Here is a 20230-nt window from a genome sequence, read left to right as displayed (position 1 = left end):
AACTTTCTTTCGGAATCCTCCGTCTAATCGTTCGGAAACACATTCACAATGAGTTCACTTCACTCAGTGGAGGGCCCCTGCTGTTTGTAAGTGCTCCAACCCAACAAGTTTCTTATAGCCAGTTTTATAAAATCGATCTCAATGGATCACGCAAATATGTACGTTAGTAAAAAATAAAAATTCGAGGTGCATTCAAATGTTTATTATGAAAAAAAATGCGATAAAAATGATCGCTTTATCACTCGGAGTCACGGCTATGATTGGATTTGCTCACAGTGCAGATGCGGCAATTTATGAAGTAAAAAGAGGAGATACACTATTTCGAATTTCCCAAGAAAATAAGATGACAATCAATGAATTAAAACAAGCAAACAAATTAAAAAGCAATATCATTTTTCCTGGTCAAAAGCTTCAATTGAAGGAAGCTGCCACTTCTTCTTATGTCGTGAAAAGAGGTGACACCTTATACAGTATTGCTAAAAAACATCAGATGAAAGTAGACGATTTAAAGAAGTTAAACGGTTTGACAACGAATACCATTTTCCCAGGGCAAAAACTAATGATTAAAGGGAAATCTGTCACAGACAACTCCATGCCTACTATGAACAAAGAAGTTAAACTAACGGTTCAAAACGGATATCAGTTTGTAAAAGAAGAACCTGGAAAATATCAACTTTTTTGCAAACGAGAGTCAGGATTTTTTGTAAGAGTAGAATTGCTTGATGCCAAAGCCAACCTAACTGACCTAAAGAAAAATTCTCAAGAATATTTGAAAACGACAGGGAATGTTAAAGAAGTTAAAGACTTAAAAAATGTTCACCCATTTTACAAAGGGTCCGAATTTTATTTCACAAGCTCTAACACAAAAGTACAACAGAGTATAGTCGTAAAAAAACTCAATGGTCACCTCGTCAGATTCACACTTCACCTCCTCGATAAAGAAGAGGCCGAAGATATTACACCTTCTTTATTAAACCAATTACAAACGGTTAAATTTTAAATATGAAAAGAGGATGACCCTAATTGTCATCCTCTCCCCATTCTCTATACACTTTTTCTCATAGACTACTACTTATCCTACCGGATAATGTTTTGAACTAACCTAGCAACAAACGCCTTCTTTTAATGATGTTTTCTCTTATGGTCCCATTTCGGAATATAACCATCGTCTTCAAGCTTTTCATAATGACTTTCAAACTTCTTGATAATTTTATTCCCTTTTTCTTCACTGAACACCCCAAACTCTACATACTTCTCAATAATTTCTTTCTTCTTTTCAAAAGCTTCTTTATGTAAGACAGCCAACTCTTGTTTTTGCTCTTCTGTTAACTCGACTTCTTGAACTTCAGCTTCGTTATTGTTAAATTCTGCTTGTGCAGGCAACGGTCCGAATGCCGTCAACGATAAGAATAAAGCTGAGAGTACACCAATAGATAACTTCTTCACATAACCACACCTTTCAAGAAAATCACCTATAGTGTACTTCAACCTTGTAATTTTATACTATCAATGAATAATATTCCTTTTAAAACTATTTAATAAAACTTATACTTATAACCTTTAATTCGCCCCTTATGCCGCTTTGGACATTCCTGTTTCTGTGGAGACGTTCTTTCGAGTCGTTGTTTTACCCACAATAAAAGTACTAAACGGAAACCTTGATAAAATATAGATGATAATTACCGGGACAATAACCCCCGCCATAAATTGAGCAATCATATAACTGAATGGTGTTGTTTCTAATAATGGGAACCAGCTTCTAACCATCGTTTGAACAAAAGGATGCAGCAAATAAATCCCATATGAATATCCACTTATGGAAACGATCCACGTTGGAATTCGATTTAGTTTTGAAAACAGCAGGAAGAAGAGGAAGAATAACATGACGGTGTAAGGAATAATATCGAAACGAGCTGATGTCACTCGCATTAACCATCCCGAATGATATATAAATTGTACAAGTCCCATTGAAACTATGGTACCTAACACTACAACCATCCAATACCTATTCAACTTATCGATAAACAATTCATAATTTCTCCCGCAATAGTACGCAACAACATAATAAAATAGCCAACCAAAAATCACAATTCTTGATAAGAACAGGGTTAAATAACTTGAATGTTGTACGAAGTCGATAAAAAAGAAATAAAAGCCTATCCAATATCCTGTGCTAATGAGAAAGCTTACGATTAAAACATGCATAGCTTTATATCGCTCCAGATATTTTATAAATAATAAATGCAGTAAATAAAACTGAAAGATAATTAAGACAAAATACCCGTGCCATTGTCCTATAAAATTAAACCCAAGTTCGATGGCAAAATCTTTGAATGTCCAGTCAAATCGAATATATTTATGGCCCGCATAAAACGTGGCCATTACTATATAAGGGATTAATATATACTTGATCCTCTTTTTAAGGAAACCGTTCGGAATCTTTTCTTTGTAAGCATGCGTCATCACAATAGTTGAGATTAATACAAACATTGGCGTACCGTACAACAACAACATTTGAAGTGTGCGATAAACAACCCGTATATCCCCCGATAAAGAGAAGTCTGTTATTACCCTGCTTACAGCATGAGTTAGGACAACACTCAAACAAGCAATGATACGCAGCCAATATACTTCATGCATTTCTTTTGTACCCACGTAATCACGCCCCTTTATAATGAACACACTTCTACTTATTTTCCTTGATCTTTCTCGTTTTCTCAATTTAAAAAAGCACCCTTTTCTGGATGTTTCCCCCAACCATAAAAAAGCAGGAGCTGACTTAAATGATCAACCCCTGCTCATATATTTTTTTATTGGTTACCTTGTTTAACTAATCTCGCAATGTCTAGTGTACGTTTTACTTGGTGTCGTACTGCAGGCTGAACATCTTCCTGCATGTTTCCGTCTTGATCTACAGTAACACTTGCTCCATATGGGTTTCCACCGGTTGTAAATAATACAGGATCTGTGTATCCAGGTGCAGCCACAATTGCGCCCCAGTGGAACATCGAAGTATATAGAGATAAAATCGTTGCTTCTTGACCACCATGAAGGTTTTGTGCAGAACTCATTGCACTTACTACTTTATTAATTAATTTCCCTTGGAACCACAATCCTCCAGTCGTATCTAAAAATTGTTTCATTTGAGCTGGCATGTTACCAAAGCGAGTTGGTACACTGAAAATAATGGCATCAGCCCACTCTAAGTCTTCAAGTGAAACTTCAGGAACCTCTTTTGTTGCCTCCACATGAGCTTTCCACGCTGGGTTGGAATCAATCGCTTGTTGGGGCGCTAACTCAGGTACTTTTAAAACTTTGACGTTTGCACCATTTTCTTGCGCTGCTTCCTCCGCCCATTTTGCTAACGTGTAGTTCGTACCTGTAGAACTGTAATAAATAATTGCTAAATTTAAATTTGACATAATCGTATGACACTCTCCTTTGGATTATAAATAGTAATTTTATCTTAAATCTCGAATTCAAATAATATGACTTCAAGATATTTAAGCCGAAAAAAATATTTTTAATTACACAATTACTGAACGTGCGTTTTGTCTTAGCCATTAATAAAGCTAATAAAGCTATTCCCACATTCTTAGCGATACTAAACTATTTTTCATAAGACAAACTATCTCCATTTAATTATTCTCGAATTCAAGATATTAGTCAAAAATTAGAGCGCATTACGCGTTGATCCCTAATTTCTTTAATAATTCAATTAATGTTTCTCTTTCGCCTTGATCCAAGCTGGAAAAGATTTTTTCTATCGCTTCCTGATGAGTCGGAAAAATTTTACGCATTAATTCATTTCCTTCTTCAGTAATGGCTGCATACGTCACGCGGCGGTCTTTTGGACATGCTCTGCGAATGATTAAGTTTTTCTTTTCTAGTTTATCAACCACATACGTGATGCTCCCGCTTGCTAATAAAACTTTCTTACCAATTTGTTGTATGGCCTGGTCACCTTTATGGTAAAGTAACTCTAATACTGCAAATTCAGTAGGATTTAAACCATACCGACGAATATCTTCTTCTACACGATCGGAAACCGCTCGATGAGCACGGGATAATACGATAAATGATTTTAATGCTAGCTCTTCGTTTTGTGTTTTCTCATTTGTCATATGAACCATATCCTTACTTTTTATCTTGAATTCAAGATAAATTATATAATTTTTTTTTCTAATATGTCAACATTATTTTTGAGGTGGATTGAAAAATCCACCTCAACTTATCCGTATCTGTTATAATTAATTATTCATTTTATCTAAGAATCCCTCAGTTCGAATTCCCGCTCGTCGAATATAAACACTCGCTTCGACATCAATATCTGCCTTTACAAATTCGTCATCCCAACGATTTTTAAGCTCTTTAAATTTTCTAGGGTGCTGCCGGTGAAATGTATTACCAAAGCCAAATATATCTATGCCATAGGTTTGTTGAACCTTTTGAACCGTACCCTTAATTTGCTCACCGATAAAATTATCAATGTATTCCTGATACTTCTCATATGTTTCAATCGACGTTAAATCTTCTTCACATTGCGACGATTGTAAAACTGATTCTAGTAAAATATCGACTGTAATTTGGGGCTTATTGTCTTTATAAGCAGTTTTAATTTTTGTCGATGAATTTTTAATTCTTACTCCTATAAATTTATTTTCACCACACGGAACACTTAATGTCGTAAACTTAATTTCATCTTGCGTCCATAAATAATTTCTCGTATCTTCATTGTTTAAATAGCCTACTAACTTGTCATTGTTAAATAGAGCGATGCCGTGGACTATGACTATTGGTTCAGGTCGCAAATTTTGAATATGTCCTATATTTTTTCCTTTATTTGGGTCACCGTCGATGGTCATTGCTGCAGTTACTGGGTGCCTACCATTCGCAGTTATTGCACGAATAAAATCCGTCAAACGAACTTTTGGTTCGCCTCCCCATTCCTCTTCCATCGTATCAATTTGTACACTTAATTTTAGTGACGGCACTTTTTGAATAGGATATGTTGTACTAATGATATCCTCAGCCCTAACTCCATGCGCGATAATAATTTTAAAATCATTTCGAAATTCACCATTTCGTTCTAAGTATTGCAAGAATTCACCTACACCTTCTCTTGCCAATTCCTCGTCAATGACTACCGTTTGAATATGGGAAAAAATTAGTTTTCTTGTAAAACCCACATTCATTTTATCTACTAACTCTGCGACTGTGTTTCCTTCTATTCCGTAAACGATCGCTGGTGTTCCTCCCTCACTTTCCCCTTCATAAATTTGTTTAGCGTTTATTGCTTCAATAGTTATACGTAACTTTCCTTCGGTTCCTTTATGCAGAGCCATGCCACTTACAACTGATACATCATTTAACTCATACCGGTCCCAACACCCTGTTCCTATAAGTAATAAGGAGAGACATAAAAGCATCATATAAATAAGGGAGCGCTTCATTCTATCCCTCACTTTCTTTAGTAGAGGACTTATTTTCACTTTTAGTCTTCAAGTATGTCGGACGGATATTTGTCTTCTGGAATGGAAATCGTACAAAAACATCTTTTTGATCCTCAATAATAAATGGGCCTAACGGAGCGAAGTAAGGCACACCGAAAGAACGTAAACTAATTAAATGTAGCAGTATGGCTAAAAGACCGACTAGCGTTCCGAACATACCTAGTGCTGCTGTAATAAAAATTAGTCCAAACCTTAATAAACGAACAGAATTAGCAAAACTATAAATCGGCGATACGAACCCTGCCATCGCTGTTAATGCGACGATAATGACTAAAAAGTTTGATACCACACCAGCTTCTACAGCAGCTTGTCCAATAACAAGTGCACCAACAATGGAAACTGTTTGTCCGACAACTCTAGGCATTCGAACCCCTGCTTCTCTTAAGATCTCAAACGTTATTTCCATCAGCAATAACTCTAATACAGCCGGAAACGGTACTCCTTCACGCTGCGCTTGAATACTTATTAATAGATCTGTCGGAATAAGTCCGTGATGAAAGGTCGTAAGGGCTATATAGATTGCAGGTAAACAAAGTGCTAAGAAAAAAGATATGTATCGTATCAACCGAATAAAAGTTGTCATCATGTACTTTTGATAGTAATCTTCACTTACCTGAAAAAAGTCGACAAATACAACAGGTGCACTAATAACATAAGGACTCCCATCAACTAGCAGAATAAACTTTCCATCCAATAAATGAGATGAGATCGTATCAGGACGATCCGTATGGTACGTTAATGGAAATGGTGTCAGTGTTGTATCACTAATAATCTCTTCCAAATTTCCTGAATCGTATAAAGCATTAATGTTAGCTTCCGAAACTCTCCGGCGCGCTTCATTGACAAGATCTGTATTCGTGATATTTTTAATATACCCTAAATAAACCGTGGTCTTCGTTTCAGTCCCAACTGTAAAACTCTCAAACTTAAGCGATGGGTTTTTAACCGCCCGACGGATTAAGCTTACATTTGTATTCACTGACTCTGTAAAGCTATGTTGCGGTCCGCGAACAATCGTCTGGGTTTCCGAAATTGATATATCACGTTCCTGAGTAGTCACTACATTTATGGCTAGAGCGTAAGGAAGGCCTTCTAAAAAGATAACTGCATAACCCAAAAGCACATACCATACGACCTCATGTTCATACTCAATCAAGTAACACTCATGACTTGAAAAATATTTTTTATAAAGTTGATCTAACTGTCCTCTTGTCTCCAGCACCATTTCGTCTTCTATTTCAGCTAACGTTTCCGTAATCTGTTTGGCAACCATATTTAGATCAACCATGGTCTTTAAATAGACGATAATGGCTGCCTGTTTACCGATTTTCATCTCTTCCATTAGAAAATCGAAATTACCTTCAAATACACTTTCAACTTGGGTTTTATTTAGCTTTAAATATCTCGCGATAGTCGTTTGCGATTGCCCTTTTTCTAATAGTTCATCGGGAGTTTGATTTTTTATTTTTGACCTAGATTTCATTCGGCTTTTTACTAACTTTCTAAATAGACTCATACGTCTAGACCTCCTGTACTAGACTGACTCATCCGCTGTTTAATGAGTAGAATGAGACAAAGTACGATAGGAATTCCGAATTGAAAAGGCAAATGAAGAAAATAAGGAACCAGGGCCAACCCTTCTTCATAATGCTCCACAATGTTATCAGCAATGATCACCGAGAAGAAAGCTAACAGCATAGCTGTAGGGAACAAAAACGCTCGATATGGTAATTTAAACAAATGTTCTAATCCTTTTACTGCTCCGTACAAGAAAATACCTGCCTTGATCAGAATTCCAAACATTAAGATAAAAACTACTAAAATATCCACTCGTTCAAAAAAATCAAATACTTCGATTTCTCGAGCTGCAACTAATAGAGGAAAATTCGAACGAACTTTAATATCTACCCCTAATGTTACAATTTGAATAACATTCGAATAGGTAATTAACAAGCCACTTATAATGACTGCAGCTATACCAACTTTAGGAACATAATCAAAATGATTAGTTTGTGTCATCAATAATGTACATACAATGAGCTCACCATAAGGGAACGTTACCATTGTCGGAAAAACAGCTTCCATAACAGGCCCTATGCCATCTTCTAAAACCGGAAGCAGTTGGTGAAAATCAAGATCTCCACCAATAAACAAGAATACTCCCACTAAAAATAATGCAAGAAGAATAAACGGGCCGATAACTTCAGTCATTCTTGCAAAAACTTCAATACCAAGATAAAGTGCATATGCTAATAGTAAGCACATGACAATTGGGATAATTTCAACCGGTGTTAATGGCAATATAGTTGTTAGTATCAACTCTCCAAAATCTCTTAATACCCTTGCCGCAATGTAAAGGAAGTAAATAATATAAAGAAATATAAAAGCCTTTCCAACCACTTTACCAAACCCTGTTTCGATCAATTTAAAAATGTTCTTTCCAGGGCTTCGACTCAAGAGAAAAAAATAACCAACGACAATAATAACTCCTATTGACATTGCAATGAGTTCAGCCAACCAATAATCTTGTTTAGCCTCTTCACCCGCACCAACAACAACAGCACTACCTACTAAAAAGATGATTAAAACGAGAAATAATTGCCAAAGTGAAATTCTTTCTTTCATTGCACCCTCTCTTGTTTCTGTTGATTTTTACTCTTCTTCCTTTGTTTGTCATGATATATTGCAGCTATTAAACCGACAACAGCTGCAACGACGACAATTAGTCTCCTTGAACCCATTTCAAACCAAATTAAGAAAAGAAAGCTTTCCAATAAGGAAAGTTGACCGTACACAAAGAAGTTCAGCACAGTCATTAATAATATCATTCCAAATAAAACGAGAAAGAAAGCGATTGTTACCATACATTCACCTATTCAAAACCATTATTTTTCTAGTATTTTCTTTGTATATATCTTTTATGTACTATAATCAAATTAAAAAAGCCCCCATTTACTGAGGGCTCATTCGTTCTATTGCGCATAAGTTGCTTCTAACTCTTAAGCTTATTTAATTAATAATTTCTTTCCAAAAGGCACTTTCGGTGAAAAGCCTCCAGGAATAATCCAAAAAAGCTCATAGTTTATTTCCATATCTTCCATAACATAACCAGTGACATCGGTTATGTAAAATAATGTTTCAATCTCGTTTTCATTGGCCCATTCCAGTACTTCCGTATAAGACGATTTACCATGGGTGAAATACTGAATATCATTTTTTTTAGCAGTCGTAATTTCACGAATTTTATAATCTGCTAAAACGAGCTGTGTTTCCGGTTTTAACTCATGAAAAAGTTTAACAATATTTGAAATTGTCTCAGTCGGATAATCAGTAGTAGAAGTATCAACTGCTAGCGCTATTTTTTTGTCCTCACGTTTAGAAAGAATAATTAATAAGTCCTTTTGCCACCTCATCGCTTCATCTCCTTCTCTCAAGTAAAGCTCAACACCTTTTATTTTACTATAGTTACTCAAGAAATATTTTATGAAAGAGTGTATATTTTAAGCTAATCCAATCATTTGCTTTTTAGCATGCCGTAATTTAGCAATATAACGCCCCTCCATTAATTTCATGTAGCTACTCGCATAAAGTTTCTTCATACTTTCCGAAAAATTGTACAACCTAAGGATAGAAATTGAAAATGCAACGTTCGGAAAAACACCATAATTTATATGATTTTTAGATTGTTATTTAAATTAATTAATGTTATATTTAGTCGAAAAGTGTCGAAGACTGAGGACTGAAGACTGATGTCATTATATGGATATGTTTTGTATATTCAATTGAAAGCATTTACATACTTAAGACGCCGTATTATTGACCTCTATTTTCGACTACATTATCTACATATTTTTAGGGGGTTTAACAATGAGAAAAAGTAAATCACTACTGTTATCCATCATCTTGGCAGGCGGAACACTATTAGGTGCTTGTGGGACTGGTGGAGACGAGGCAGAACCTGCTCCAGAAACAGATGGACAAGCCGGTGCACCTACTGAGGATGTAGCTGAGGATTTTACAGTCGCGATGGTAACTGATACTGGTGGAATTGACGATAAGTCTTTTAACCAGTCGGCTTGGGAAGGAATGACACAATTCGGTAATGACTTTGGTCTAACGGAAGGAACAGAATATAAATACTTACAGTCAACTGCTGCAGCAGATTATGGTCCTAACTTAAACTCACTAATCCGTGAAAACTACGACCTTGTATGGGGTATCGGTTTTTTAATGGCGAGTGACATTAAAGCTATTGCAACACAGCGCCCTGAAGCTCAACTAGCAATTGTTGATATGGTTGTTACAGACGATGATGATCAACTAATTCCTAATGTTGCTAACATTACATTTAAAGAGCACCAAGGATCGTTTTTAGTTGGAGTTATTGCAGGTATGCATACAGAAACAAATAAAGTGGGCTTCCTTGGTGGTGTTGATGGCACACTAATTAAGAAGTTTGAAAATGGATTTAAAGCTGGTGTGAAGTCAGTAAATCCTGATGCTGAAATTATTGTACAGTACGCTGAAGATTTTAATGACGCTTCTAAAGGTCAGCAAATTTCTAATGCTATGTACAGCCAAGGCGCTGATATTATTTATCATGCAGCAGGTGGTACTGGTAATGGATTATTTACTGAAGCTAAAAACCGTAAGCGTAACAATGAAAATGTTTGGGCTATCGGTGTAGACCGTGACCAACATGAAGAAGGACTTCCTGAAAACGTAACATTAACATCAATGGTTAAGCGTGTAGATACTGCTTTATATCTTGTTAATGAACAAACAATGAATGGCCAATTCCCTGGTGGTGAAGTATTAGAATTTGGATTAGAAGAAGAAGCGGTTGGTATCGCTCCTACAACTGATAATGTTTCTGAAGAAGCATTAGCTGCTGTTGAAGAGTACATCCAAAAAATCCAATCTGGAGAAATTGAAGTACCTCAAACAGATGAAGCGTTCGAAGAGTTTCTGAAAAATCTATAATCATCATTAAATGGTAGGCGGTCTCAATTTTGTCTTGCAACTTGCATCCCGAACATCGTGCACTCTCTGGGGTTAAAGGGCTTGACTACTCCCGAGACCGCCTTTTTATTTTCGCTAATTATCTAATGGGGTGTCGCTAGCTATTGGGCTTGTTTTAGTTGTGTCTCTGATAAATATTACCTTCTAAATTAATGTCCGATAGTTAACTGTACTATCGTCTTAGGAAACATTTCTGTCGGAGGTGTGACATTTGAGTTATGTTATTGAAATGAAGAACATTCGTAAAGAGTTTCCTGGCATCGTCGCAAATGATAATGTAACCCTACAGTTAAAACAAGGAGAAATCCATGCTTTACTAGGTGAAAATGGTGCTGGAAAATCAACACTTATGAATGTATTGTTTGGACTATACCAACCTGAACAAGGAGAAATAGTCGTAAAAGGAAATCCTGTGAAAATTACCGATCCAAACGTGGCTAACCGTCTAGGGATCGGAATGGTTCACCAACACTTTATGTTGGTGGAGAAATTCACGGTAACTGAGAATATTATTTTAGGAAAAGAGCCAACAACAAAAGGAAAAATTAATATAAAAAAAGCTGCTAAAGACGTCGAAGCGATCTCCAAGCAATACGGTTTATCTGTGGATCCACATGCTAGAATCGAAAATATCTCGGTTGGAATGCAACAACGTGTAGAAATTTTAAAGACCTTATACCGAGGAGCAGAAATTTTAATTTTTGATGAGCCAACAGCTGCACTTACTCCCCAGGAAATTAAAGAGTTAATTCAAATCATGAAAAAGTTAGTTTCTGAGGGAAAATCAATCATTTTAATTACTCATAAGCTTAAAGAAATTATGGAAGTGTGTGATCGTTGTACAGTCATCCGCCGTGGAAAAGGTATAGGCACCGTAAACGTGTCTGAGTCTACACCTGACAGCTTAGCAGCGATGATGGTCGGTCGTGAAGTTAACTTTTCAGTTGAGAAAGACCCTGCCGAACCAAAACAAACCGTACTTAACATCGAACAATTAGTCGTTAAAGATGTACGAGATGTCAGTGCAGTAAATGATTTGAATTTAGAGGTGAAAGCTGGCGAAATTCTAGGAATTGCTGGAGTCGATGGCAATGGCCAATCCGAATTAATTGAAGCGATTACAGGCTTGAAAAAACCGACCAGCGGGAAAATAACTTTGAATGGTCAAGATATTACGAATTTACCCCCTCGTAAAGTAACAGAATCGGGTGTTGGACATATCCCACAAGACCGCCACAAGCACGGACTAGTTCTTGATTTTACGATTGGTGAAAATATCGTTCTTCAAACGTATTATCAACACCCTTATTCAAAATCTGGTGTACTTAACTTCAAAGAGATCTATAAAAAAGCAAATGAATTAATTACAGATTATGATGTTAGAACACCGAGTGAACATACACTCGCTCGTGCTTTATCTGGGGGTAATCAACAAAAAGCGATTATTGCTCGCGAAGTCGATCGCTCTCCTGACTTACTCATTGCGGCCCAACCGACTCGCGGATTAGATGTCGGAGCCATTGAGACTATTCATCGGCGTTTAATTAAAGAAAGAGATAAAGGAAAAGCTGTGTTACTCGTTTCCTTAGAACTTGATGAAGTCTTAAATGTTAGTGACCGGATTGCCGTTATCTATGAAGGAAAAATTGTAGCCATCGTTAATGCTAACGAAACAAATGAAAATGAACTCGGTCTTCTGATGGCTGGGGGTTCCTCAAAAAAGGCAGGTGATCCATCGTGAAGAAAGCACTAGATTCAAAGTTATCTCATATTCTCTTCCCTCTCATTGCTGTCTTGTTCGGTATTATTATCGGTGCAATCATTATGTTACTTAGTGGCAATAATCCGATAACTGGCTACTCAGCGTTAGTCAGGGGGATTTTTGGAGACATGTACTTTATCGGTGAGACGCTTCGTACGATGACACCACTCATTTTAGCTGGTTTAGCTGTTGCCTTTGCATTTCGTACAGGGTTGTTCAATATCGGTGTTGAAGGCCAATTAATCGTCGGCTGGTTAGCTTCCGTATATGTAGGGTTAGCTTTCGACTTACCAGCAATCATTCACCTTCCACTCGCTATTGGAGCAGGTGCTCTTGCAGGTGCAATTTGGGGGTTAATTCCTGGACTTCTAAAAGCTCGTTTTCATGTTCATGAAGTCATTGTGACCATCATGATGAACTATATCGCCTTATACGTAGTTAATTATATCATTAGAACATTTTTATTAGAGCCCGGTGAGCGTACAGGAACGATCAACCCTTCCGCATCCCTTGCATCACCATTTTTACAGTCCATTACCGACTTTTCAAGATTACACTACGGTTTTCTCGTAGCAATTGCCGCTTGTTTTGTTCTCTGGTTTGTTCTTTGGAAAACGGCAAAAGGCTTTGAATTACGTTCGGTTGGATTTAACCAACACGCATCCGAATATGCAGGAATGAATGTAAAAACGAATATCGTTTTATCCATGGTGATTTCCGGTGCTTTCGCTGGTGTTGGTGGCGCTATGGAAGGTTTAGGTACTTATCAATATATGACCGTAATGGCAGGATTTACTGGCGTTGGATTTGATGGTATCGCCGTTGCTCTTCTCGGAGCAAACACTGCAATTGGTGTTGTATTAGCTGCTGGTTTATTTGGTGGACTAAAAATCGGAGCACTAAATATGCAATCTCAAGCTGGCATCCCAACTGAATTAGTTGATATTGTCATTGCATTAATCATCTTTTTCGTAGCGTCTAGTTACTTAGTACGTTGGATTATTAGCCGATTGAAAAAGGAGGGCATTTAAATGGACTTTCTACAAATCTTAGGTTTAATCATTCCTGCTGCTATATTTTCAGCTGCCCCTCTTATTTTCACAGCAATCGGCGGGTTATTTAGTGAGCGGTCTGGTGTAGTTAACATTGGACTTGAAGGTTTAATGGTCATCGGTGCTTTTGTCGGTATCGTTGCAACACTTACATTAGAAAGTATGGGGCTTGGTGCTGCGTCACCTTGGATTGCCTTCATCTTTGCCATTTTCGCTGGTATGATTTTCTCGTTATTTCATGCTGTTGCCTCAATAACCTTAAAAGCTGACCAAATCGTAAGTGGTGTTGCTCTTAACTTTCTAGCCCTAGGTTTAGCTGTCTTTTTAGTTAAAAATATTTATCAAAAAGGACAAACAGACTTTGTTCAAAATTTAATTTATCGGATTAATGTACCTGTATTAAGTGAAATACCGATAATTGGAAGGTTGTTTTTCTCAAATGCGTACGTGACTTCTTATATTGCGATTGGTGTCGCTTTTGCTGTGTGGTACGTAGTCTTTTATACACCATTTGGTCTACGCTTACGTTCAGTTGGTGAACATCCGATGGCTGCTGATACGATGGGAATTAACGTGATTAAAATGCGGTATGTTGGCGTAATGCTAAGTGGTGCATTTGCAGCTATGGGTGGGGCAGTTTATGCCTTAACCATCTCAGGAAACTTCGCTGCTGGAACGATCGCTGGACAAGGATTTATGGCATTAGCAGCTTTAATCTTCGGAAAATGGCATCCACTTGGAGCTTTAGGTGCGGCCCTATTTTTCGGACTCGCTCAATCGTTAAGTATAGTCGGACAACAAATCCCTGTATTACAAGATATACCGCAAGTATTCCTACTGATTGCACCCTATGTCTTAACGATATTAGCTCTTGCTGGACTTGTTGGAAGAGCTGATGCGCCAAAAGCTATTGGTAAACCATATGAAAAAGGATCAAGATAAAAAAGAAATTGCATTCCAGGAGCTATTCCTGCGAATGCTTTTTTATACCCAAATATAAAGTTGAGAAAGTGGAATGATAATTAAAAGTCACTCAATGAGGAGGGTATCATGAAAGAAAAACAACAACATAAAAACAATGATGTTGGTCATCGAGGAGAAAGTTACCAGGTCTACAGTGCAAAAGCCGCTGAAACTGAATTTGAAGCTTCCTATGAATTTGCTAGTGGTAATAAAACAAGTAAATCCACTAAAAAGTAACCATATTGGCTGCCCATCAAACAACATATGATTTGGCAGCCAATAAAACATCACTCTATCATCTTAAAACCACAATCATCGTCGTCTAATAATAAAACGAAGCGCTGCTTCCCATACTAACTGTAATTCATTAAAAGGAGCTTTATTATGCCTGAATTACCGGAAATGGAAAACTATAAAAATTTACTTAATCAAAAGATCCAAGGAAAAACCATTTCAAATGTTATTGTAACTCGTGAAAAAACGATCAATACAAACGTTGAACTATTTAAACAAAGTGTTATGAATAAAAAAGTTATAAAGGTTTCACGTCGTGCCAAGCATTTAATATTTGAACTGGATTCAGGAATGAACCTACTTCTTCATTTAATGTTAGGCGGTTGGATGTATTATGGTGATGAACAAGACCAACCAGACCGAACTAAACAAGTCACTCTTTCATTTGGTACTGAACAACTATTCTTTATTGGACTTCGACTAGGGTTTCTACATCTTTTAAATAGTCAGCAATTACAAGAGGAATTTAAAGAACTCGGCCCAGAACCATTAGACCATAATTTCACTTATAATACATTTTTAGAATTAGTGCAAAAAAGAAAAGGAATGCTCAAAACAACATTAGTCAATCAATCATTTATTGCTGGCATCGGTAATTGTTACTCAGACGAAATTTGTTTTCAAGCCCAGTTAATGCCTACAAAAAAGTTTAACGAACTAACAGATCAACAAGTAAGAGCTCTGTTTGATGCAATAGGCACTATTTTTCATTCAGGTATTCGACAAGGGGGCTACATGGATTCCCCACTCACAAAGGATGATCAATTAACTGGTAAGTACCAAACACTCGTCTATGATCGAGAAGGCCAACCTTGTCCAAGATGTAATGGAACAATTGTACTAGAGCAAGTCTCTTCTCGAAAAACGTTTTTCTGTCCAAACTGTCAACGGTAAAGCAGGTGATGCACATGTATGTTGGAAGTCATGTAAGTATTCGAAATGGGTATTTTGAAGCAGCAAAGACAGCGCATCGAATTGGCGCTTCAGCTTTTCAATATTTTCCGAAAAACCCACGGAGTTTGAAAGTTAAAGATTTTGATGTGGAAGATGCCAAGCAATGTGCTGCATTTTGTAAAGAACATGATATCAAAACGATCGCTCACACTCCCTATCCTACAAAACTCATTCCAGAAGACTCGAAAGATGAATCGCAAATTATTTCCTCTATTCAAAATGACCTGGAAATAGCTGAAGCTTGCGGCTCGATCGGGATTGTTATTCATTTTGGAACGACAAAGAAACTCGCACTACTAGATGGCTACCAAAAAATGATTGAAATGTTAGATCGTGTCTTGCAGGGGTGGGACGGTAATACACTTCTTCTTATTGAAAATAATGCAGGTGCAGGCACTGATATGGGGATTACATTTGAAGAAATGATCCAAATTCGTAAGCTATCTGACTACCCAGAAAGAATCGGTTTTTGTTTTGATACATGCCATGCCTACGCGAGTGGAATTTGGAATGGGGAGAACTGGTCAGAACTAAAAGCCAAAGGTGTAGAACTTGAATACTTTACTCATTTAAAAGCCATCCATTTCAACAACTCCAAGTATTCATTTGGAGCAAGAAAAGACCGCCACGCAAATATCACGAGCGGGCATATCACTAAAAAACAATGGCTTACACTCTTAGATGGAGATTTTATCAAAGACATTCCAATCATTCTTGAAACACCTAATGATGAACCAGACATACACGAAAAAGAAATTCAGATTATAAAAGAATGGATTGCTACTACTAAAAAGTAAATAAACCTTTTACAATATAGTAAAGACATACTTTTGGAGTAGGGTTATGAATAACTGGATACAATCTTTTCTTGGAAAACGGTTACTAAAAACAGGGCTTGCAGTATTTATTACTGCGTTGATATGTCAGTGGCTTAATTGGCCTGTAGTATTTGCTGTAATTGCAGCCATTGTTACCGTTGAACCGACCGTGCATGCTTCCATTCAAAAAGGAAAAATTCGCCTGCCAGCCGCTGCCATTGGCGCTGCCATTGCTATGACATTTGACTTTTTATTGGGGCAAGTACCCATTACCTTTGCCTTATCTGCTTTTTTCACTATTTATATTTGTCATCGCTTGCGCTGGGATGATGCTATTTTAGTTGCAACTTTAACAGCAATTGCTATGATACCAATGACTTCGGAAAATTTTTTCTTAGCATTTTTAATTCGAATCGCTACGACTACAATAGGTATTGTCGTCTCTACACTTGTTAATCTTATTATTTGGCCGCCTAATTTTATGAAGGAAATAAACGAAGATTGTCATGCACTGTTTGGTGAAACGATTGAACTGATTGAAGATATTCTCGAATATCAATTAATGGGCAAACGAAGTCGTCAAGTGTTAAAGCTTCGCTTTGAACATTTAAGTAAAGGTATTGAACGTGCTACCGAAACAATCCGTTTTCAACGAGAAGACTTCCGATATCGTAAGAAAGATGTTACAAACACGAAGCAGCTTTATGATTTAGAACGACAAATTGATTTATTACATAAAGTCTCTTTCCATATAGGGGATATCTTATCTGCTTCAGAGCAACAGTCGATTCCTAGAGAAGATACAACAGTTCTACAGGCCGCATGGACACACATTAAAGATGCCTATGAGAGAAAGGAAATTGATCATACAGCCGAAGAAAAAGTGAGATCTATGCTTTACTCTCTAATTTATGATCACCAAGATGAAAAAGAAATCTTAACAAAGAGTACGACTGTCGCTTACGAATTATTAGCTATTTATCACTTACTTATCGAGTATATCGAGCGGCGTGAGCGTCAAAATTAACGCTCGCCTTCCCACTCTTTATAAAACTGATCAAGAAATTGTTCCATATACTTATGGCGGTTTTCTGCCAACTGCTTCCCGTATGGTGTATTCATTAAATCTTTTAACTTTAGCAGTTTCTCATAAAAATGATTAATAGCGGTATTATCTCGCTTTTGATATTCTTCTTTACTCATATCTTCTCTTGGCTTAATCGAAGGATCATACATAATATTACCTTTCGCTCCTCCGAAAGCAAACGTTCTTGCAACCCCAATTGCACCTAGCGCATCGAGACGATCTGCATCTTGGACAACCTGTCCTTCTAATGTTTTCATCGGTGGTTGTCCACCCCCTTTGAATGACATCGAGGCTATAATCTCCAGAATATGTTTCATCGTTGCGTCTTCCACTTCGATCCTTTGTAACCATGCTTTTACTTTTTGTAAGCCTGCTTCTTCACTCTCATTTAGTTTTTCATCGGCTATATCATGAAGGAGTGCGGCCATTTCACAAATAAATACATCTGCTCCCTCAACACTCGCAATAGTCTTTGCAAGCTTTGTTACACGGTAAATATGCCACCAATCATGTCCACTTGCTTCGCCACTTAATTCATTATGTACATATGTTTCTGTTTGTTTTATTTTTTCAATATTTTTCATTTGTCATCACCCACTGTTTAATCTAGCATAGAAATCCATTTCATACACTACTTACCTTACTGTCTTTCAGTTCTTACCTTACATATTCCGCTTCATACGAATTTTCCCCAGCATGGACAGCTAATAATGTATTGGCATAGCCAACAAGCCGATTGACTAATTCGTCACAAATCGCATATACGAGCGGTTCTAGTTCGCCTCGATATAATGAAGGATCGTCAAAAATGATCGTTGTATTAATAAAAATATCACGGTTTCCTTGCAGATCGTAGTGAATGATCACCTTACCTGCCGCGCCTCCTGTTTTAGGGTCATTAAATTCTTTCAGGAAAATATACCATTCTTCAGCGGTGGCAGATCGGAAATTTTTTGTAAATGTTAAAGCCGATAGTTCATTATCAATTCGTTCTTTTAATTCAGGACTTACTAGATCAAATATTTTTTTATCCATTACACCATCCCCTTATTGGTCGGTATCATAAATAATTTTAATTAAAGGTTAACTAAAAGACACCTCCTCTAGATTGTTGTCACTAGAGAAGGTGCTATGTACAACCTACATATCAAACCCGTCCATGGCTTCCATGTTATCTTCAATGAGTTCAATAATCGTTCCAGCTTCTTCTTTACTAAAGATAAAGTTACTCTCATCTTCAATCAATTCATTATCTTCTGTTTTAATTCGATTGACACGACGAAGAATTCCGTCTCCAGTATCATGGATCACACCGAATTGATAAGATACTTCAACTTCATCCATATACGTATAAGCCATTACTTCAGGGGTTGTCCACTCTACATCGACTACGATTTCCTCATAATCTTCATCTTCTTCGTCATCCATTGAATCTGCATCATCTTCAAGAAGAATCGTATCTTCCTCATCTTCCATTTCTACTTCATCGACAAGTTCAAATTCATCCAAGAAATCATGGAATGATTCGTGAACAGCTTCAATGATGTCTTCAATATCAGGAAGTAACGTTCTTGATGACTGCTCTGTTTCTAAATCAAACGCTTCCATGTAAAATTCTTCGTTATGTGGGTCAAAAAATAGCGTGCAGAAAAACTCTCGTTCATTATCTTCCATCTCAACAAAACATTCAATTCTTGGATGTTTAGCAGCTCGATCTACAGTAATATGCCCCATCTCATCATATTCTTCGCAAATGGACTCCATATAGTCCTGTAACTCTCCACAAACTCGATCAAACCACTCTAATGACATGAAGAAACACTTCCCTTCGTGAATTATCTTTCTTATTATTTCTTGCATGCCATTTTTTTGTTCATGGTACTTTATCCCAATCCTTTTTTATTTGTCTTTTAACTTAACCATGAAAGCATTTTCGAATATTGTTTTTTAGCATCTTCATAACCTAATTCATATAAAGCTAAGAGACGTGCTTGATTACGTTCAATACGACTGACAGGGACTTCTATGCTTGGCTTAATCACAAAGACATCCCCTGCGTTTTCCTGCTCTTCCAATCGAGCTAATGTTTCATTATATACGAGATGACGCTTTTCCAATAGCTCTGCAATTTTAGGATGCTTCCGATAGATTAATTTTGCAAACACCGCCGCTTTAGTAGGCTGTCTTCTAAAGTCCTCAGCCTTTGTCATAATAACTACATTTTTTTTAAAGCCATCGATTTGTGCTTTCTGAATAGGAATAGGATCAATTATTCCTCCGTCTAACAGTGTTTTTCCGCCATATGATACAGCTGGCGCTACAAAAGGTAAAGAACTAGAAGCTCGAATAATGGTTAGAATATCTTCACCATTATCATGTTTATTATAATAAATAGGTTTCCCTGTCTCGCAGTCAGTCGTCCCGATTACAAATTGCTCACTTCCTGTTCGAAACGTCTCATGATCAAAAGGAACGATCTTATTTGGAATTTCATCAAAAAGAAAGTCCATCCCAAACAATTGTCGTTTAAACAGCAAATTACGAAAAGAGATAAAACGGTGATCACCAGCAAGACCTACATTCACTTCTTTATTGCGTCCCTTTTGCCTAGACAAATAAGAGGCCCCCATACAAGCTCCTGCTGACACACCGATAACATATGGGAATAATAGCTTTTGCTCTAAAAAAAACTCAAGAACACCCGCTGTGTACAACCCTCTCATCCCACCGCCCTCTAAAACTAAACCAGTTGTTTTCATAACATT

22 protein-coding genes are annotated in these 20230 nt (G+C 37.0%); 9 read left to right on the top strand and 13 right to left on the bottom strand.

The features are described 5' to 3' along the window. Nucleotides 1–196 precede the first annotated feature (196 nt). Nucleotides 197–1000 carry a LysM peptidoglycan-binding domain-containing protein gene (locus AC2VNP_RS10095; RefSeq protein WP_486917214.1) on the top strand — a complete coding sequence of 268 codons (804 nt, stop codon included), beginning with the start codon at nt 197–199 and terminating at the stop codon, nt 998–1000. Between the two features lie 122 nt (nt 1001–1122). Here the strand turns inward: AC2VNP_RS10095 and AC2VNP_RS10090 are convergent, their stop codons facing one another. The 9 genes from AC2VNP_RS10090 to AC2VNP_RS10050 form a co-directional block, all read right to left on the bottom strand. Continuing rightward, a complete protein-coding gene (locus tag AC2VNP_RS10090; RefSeq protein WP_486917213.1) occupies nt 1123–1446 on the bottom strand; it encodes a DUF2680 domain-containing protein in 324 nt (107 codons plus the stop codon). Nucleotides 1447–1572: 126 nt separating this feature from the next. Next, nucleotides 1573–2655 (bottom strand): acyltransferase family protein, encoded by a 1083-nt coding sequence (locus AC2VNP_RS10085; RefSeq protein ID WP_486917212.1) that lies wholly within the window; start codon nt 2653–2655, stop codon nt 1573–1575. Between the two features lie 155 nt (nt 2656–2810). Continuing rightward, the gene (gene wrbA, locus AC2VNP_RS10080; protein WP_486917211.1) at nt 2811–3422 is read right to left on the bottom strand and encodes an NAD(P)H:quinone oxidoreductase; all 612 of its coding nucleotides are present in this window, start codon (nt 3420–3422) and stop codon (nt 2811–2813) included. A gap of 261 nt (nt 3423–3683) precedes the next feature. Next, complete coding sequence (locus AC2VNP_RS10075; RefSeq protein ID WP_486917210.1) at nt 3684–4124, bottom strand: MarR family winged helix-turn-helix transcriptional regulator; 441 nt, start codon at nt 4122–4124, stop codon at nt 3684–3686. Nucleotides 4125–4250: 126 nt separating this feature from the next. After that, entirely contained in the window at nt 4251–5453 is a 1203-nt protein-coding gene (locus tag AC2VNP_RS10070) for a Ger(x)C family spore germination protein (RefSeq protein WP_486917209.1), read from the bottom strand. Between the two features lies 1 nt (nt 5454). Continuing rightward, nucleotides 5455–7029, bottom strand: a complete 1575-nt coding sequence (locus tag AC2VNP_RS10065; RefSeq protein WP_486917208.1) for a spore germination protein — start codon at nt 7027–7029, stop codon at nt 5455–5457. Continuing rightward, on the bottom strand, nt 7026–8138 hold the full coding sequence (locus AC2VNP_RS10060; protein WP_486917207.1) for a GerAB/ArcD/ProY family transporter: 1113 nt from the start codon (nt 8136–8138) through the stop codon (nt 7026–7028). Before AC2VNP_RS10060 ends, AC2VNP_RS10065 begins: the two co-directional genes overlap by 4 nt. Beyond that, complete coding sequence (locus AC2VNP_RS10055; RefSeq protein ID WP_486917206.1) at nt 8135–8377, bottom strand: hypothetical protein; 243 nt, start codon at nt 8375–8377, stop codon at nt 8135–8137. The genes AC2VNP_RS10060 and AC2VNP_RS10055 overlap by 4 nt, the downstream gene beginning before the upstream one ends. A gap of 141 nt (nt 8378–8518) precedes the next feature. Then, complete coding sequence (locus AC2VNP_RS10050; RefSeq protein WP_486917205.1) at nt 8519–8926, bottom strand: VWA-like domain-containing protein; 408 nt, start codon at nt 8924–8926, stop codon at nt 8519–8521. 454 nt (nt 8927–9380) lie between these two features. Here AC2VNP_RS10050 and AC2VNP_RS10045 point away from each other — a divergent pair, with 454 nt between their 5' ends. From AC2VNP_RS10045 to AC2VNP_RS10010, 8 genes are all read left to right on the top strand, one after another. Beyond that, entirely contained in the window at nt 9381–10496 is a 1116-nt protein-coding gene (locus AC2VNP_RS10045; protein ID WP_486917204.1) for a BMP family lipoprotein, read from the top strand. Nucleotides 10497–10746: 250 nt separating this feature from the next. Continuing rightward, the gene (locus AC2VNP_RS10040) at nt 10747–12276 is read left to right on the top strand and encodes an ABC transporter ATP-binding protein (RefSeq protein ID WP_486917203.1); all 1530 of its coding nucleotides are present in this window, start codon (nt 10747–10749) and stop codon (nt 12274–12276) included. Next, nucleotides 12273–13328 carry an ABC transporter permease gene (locus tag AC2VNP_RS10035; RefSeq protein ID WP_486917202.1) on the top strand — a complete coding sequence of 352 codons (1056 nt, stop codon included), beginning with the start codon at nt 12273–12275 and terminating at the stop codon, nt 13326–13328. Before AC2VNP_RS10040 ends, AC2VNP_RS10035 begins: the two co-directional genes overlap by 4 nt. Then, nucleotides 13329–14291, top strand: a complete 963-nt coding sequence (locus tag AC2VNP_RS10030; protein ID WP_486917201.1) for an ABC transporter permease — start codon at nt 13329–13331, stop codon at nt 14289–14291. A gap of 108 nt (nt 14292–14399) precedes the next feature. Continuing rightward, entirely contained in the window at nt 14400–14549 is a 150-nt protein-coding gene (locus AC2VNP_RS10025; RefSeq protein WP_486917200.1) for a hypothetical protein, read from the top strand. Between the two features lie 147 nt (nt 14550–14696). Continuing rightward, on the top strand, nt 14697–15500 hold the full coding sequence (gene mutM, locus AC2VNP_RS10020; protein ID WP_486917199.1) for a DNA-formamidopyrimidine glycosylase: 804 nt from the start codon (nt 14697–14699) through the stop codon (nt 15498–15500). A 14-nt stretch (nt 15501–15514) separates the two neighbouring features. Then, nucleotides 15515–16357: a deoxyribonuclease IV gene (locus tag AC2VNP_RS10015; RefSeq protein ID WP_486917198.1), complete on the top strand. Its 843-nt coding sequence runs from the start codon at nt 15515–15517 to the stop codon at nt 16355–16357. A 46-nt stretch (nt 16358–16403) separates the two neighbouring features. After that, nucleotides 16404–17405, top strand: coding sequence for an aromatic acid exporter family protein (locus AC2VNP_RS10010; RefSeq protein WP_486917197.1), 1002 nt, complete (start codon nt 16404–16406; stop codon nt 17403–17405). Here AC2VNP_RS10010 and AC2VNP_RS10005 read toward each other — a convergent pair. The 4 genes from AC2VNP_RS10005 to AC2VNP_RS09990 form a co-directional block, all read right to left on the bottom strand. After that, nucleotides 17402–18049, bottom strand: coding sequence for an HD domain-containing protein (locus tag AC2VNP_RS10005; RefSeq protein ID WP_486917196.1), 648 nt, complete (start codon nt 18047–18049; stop codon nt 17402–17404). The genes AC2VNP_RS10010 and AC2VNP_RS10005 overlap by 4 nt on opposite strands. Before the next feature lie 73 nt (nt 18050–18122). Further along, nucleotides 18123–18500, bottom strand: a complete 378-nt coding sequence (locus tag AC2VNP_RS10000; RefSeq protein ID WP_486917195.1) for a hypothetical protein — start codon at nt 18498–18500, stop codon at nt 18123–18125. A gap of 105 nt (nt 18501–18605) precedes the next feature. Further along, nucleotides 18606–19277 carry a hypothetical protein gene (locus AC2VNP_RS09995; RefSeq protein WP_486917194.1) on the bottom strand — a complete coding sequence of 224 codons (672 nt, stop codon included), beginning with the start codon at nt 19275–19277 and terminating at the stop codon, nt 18606–18608. A gap of 98 nt (nt 19278–19375) precedes the next feature. Beyond that, the gene (locus AC2VNP_RS09990) at nt 19376–20224 is read right to left on the bottom strand and encodes a patatin-like phospholipase family protein (protein WP_486917193.1); all 849 of its coding nucleotides are present in this window, start codon (nt 20222–20224) and stop codon (nt 19376–19378) included. Nucleotides 20225–20230 lie beyond the last annotated feature (6 nt).

The organism is Alkalihalobacterium sp. TH-98 (assembly GCF_057473385.1).
Note: the sequence above shows the minus strand (reverse complement) of the source record. Positions and strands in the feature narration are given on the sequence as shown.

Excerpts from the sequence above, each read along its gene's own strand:
- mutM (WP_486917199.1), top strand. The coding sequence starts at position 14,697 with ATGCCTGAATTACCGGAAATGGAAAACTATAAAAATTTACTTAATCAA.
- AC2VNP_RS10065 (WP_486917208.1), bottom strand. The coding sequence starts at position 7,029 with ATGAGTCTATTTAGAAAGTTAGTAAAAAGCCGAATGAAATCTAGGTCA.
- wrbA (WP_486917211.1), bottom strand. The coding sequence starts at position 3,422 with ATGTCAAATTTAAATTTAGCAATTATTTATTACAGTTCTACAGGTACG.
- AC2VNP_RS10050 (WP_486917205.1), bottom strand. The coding sequence starts at position 8,926 with ATGAGGTGGCAAAAGGACTTATTAATTATTCTTTCTAAACGTGAGGAC.
- AC2VNP_RS10025 (WP_486917200.1), top strand. The coding sequence starts at position 14,400 with ATGAAAGAAAAACAACAACATAAAAACAATGATGTTGGTCATCGAGGA.
- AC2VNP_RS10045 (WP_486917204.1), top strand. The coding sequence starts at position 9,381 with ATGAGAAAAAGTAAATCACTACTGTTATCCATCATCTTGGCAGGCGGA.
- AC2VNP_RS10060 (WP_486917207.1), bottom strand. The coding sequence starts at position 8,138 with ATGAAAGAAAGAATTTCACTTTGGCAATTATTTCTCGTTTTAATCATC.
- AC2VNP_RS09990 (WP_486917193.1), bottom strand. The coding sequence starts at position 20,224 with ATGAAAACAACTGGTTTAGTTTTAGAGGGCGGTGGGATGAGAGGGTTG.
- AC2VNP_RS10000 (WP_486917195.1), bottom strand. The coding sequence starts at position 18,500 with ATGGATAAAAAAATATTTGATCTAGTAAGTCCTGAATTAAAAGAACGA.
- AC2VNP_RS10095 (WP_486917214.1), top strand. The coding sequence starts at position 197 with ATGTTTATTATGAAAAAAAATGCGATAAAAATGATCGCTTTATCACTC.
- AC2VNP_RS10075 (WP_486917210.1), bottom strand. The coding sequence starts at position 4,124 with ATGACAAATGAGAAAACACAAAACGAAGAGCTAGCATTAAAATCATTT.
- AC2VNP_RS10030 (WP_486917201.1), top strand. The coding sequence starts at position 13,329 with ATGGACTTTCTACAAATCTTAGGTTTAATCATTCCTGCTGCTATATTT.
- AC2VNP_RS10055 (WP_486917206.1), bottom strand. The coding sequence starts at position 8,377 with ATGGTAACAATCGCTTTCTTTCTCGTTTTATTTGGAATGATATTATTA.
- AC2VNP_RS10010 (WP_486917197.1), top strand. The coding sequence starts at position 16,404 with ATGAATAACTGGATACAATCTTTTCTTGGAAAACGGTTACTAAAAACA.
- AC2VNP_RS10015 (WP_486917198.1), top strand. The coding sequence starts at position 15,515 with ATGTATGTTGGAAGTCATGTAAGTATTCGAAATGGGTATTTTGAAGCA.
- AC2VNP_RS09995 (WP_486917194.1), bottom strand. The coding sequence starts at position 19,277 with ATGTCATTAGAGTGGTTTGATCGAGTTTGTGGAGAGTTACAGGACTAT.
- AC2VNP_RS10070 (WP_486917209.1), bottom strand. The coding sequence starts at position 5,453 with ATGAAGCGCTCCCTTATTTATATGATGCTTTTATGTCTCTCCTTATTA.
- AC2VNP_RS10005 (WP_486917196.1), bottom strand. The coding sequence starts at position 18,049 with ATGAAAAATATTGAAAAAATAAAACAAACAGAAACATATGTACATAAT.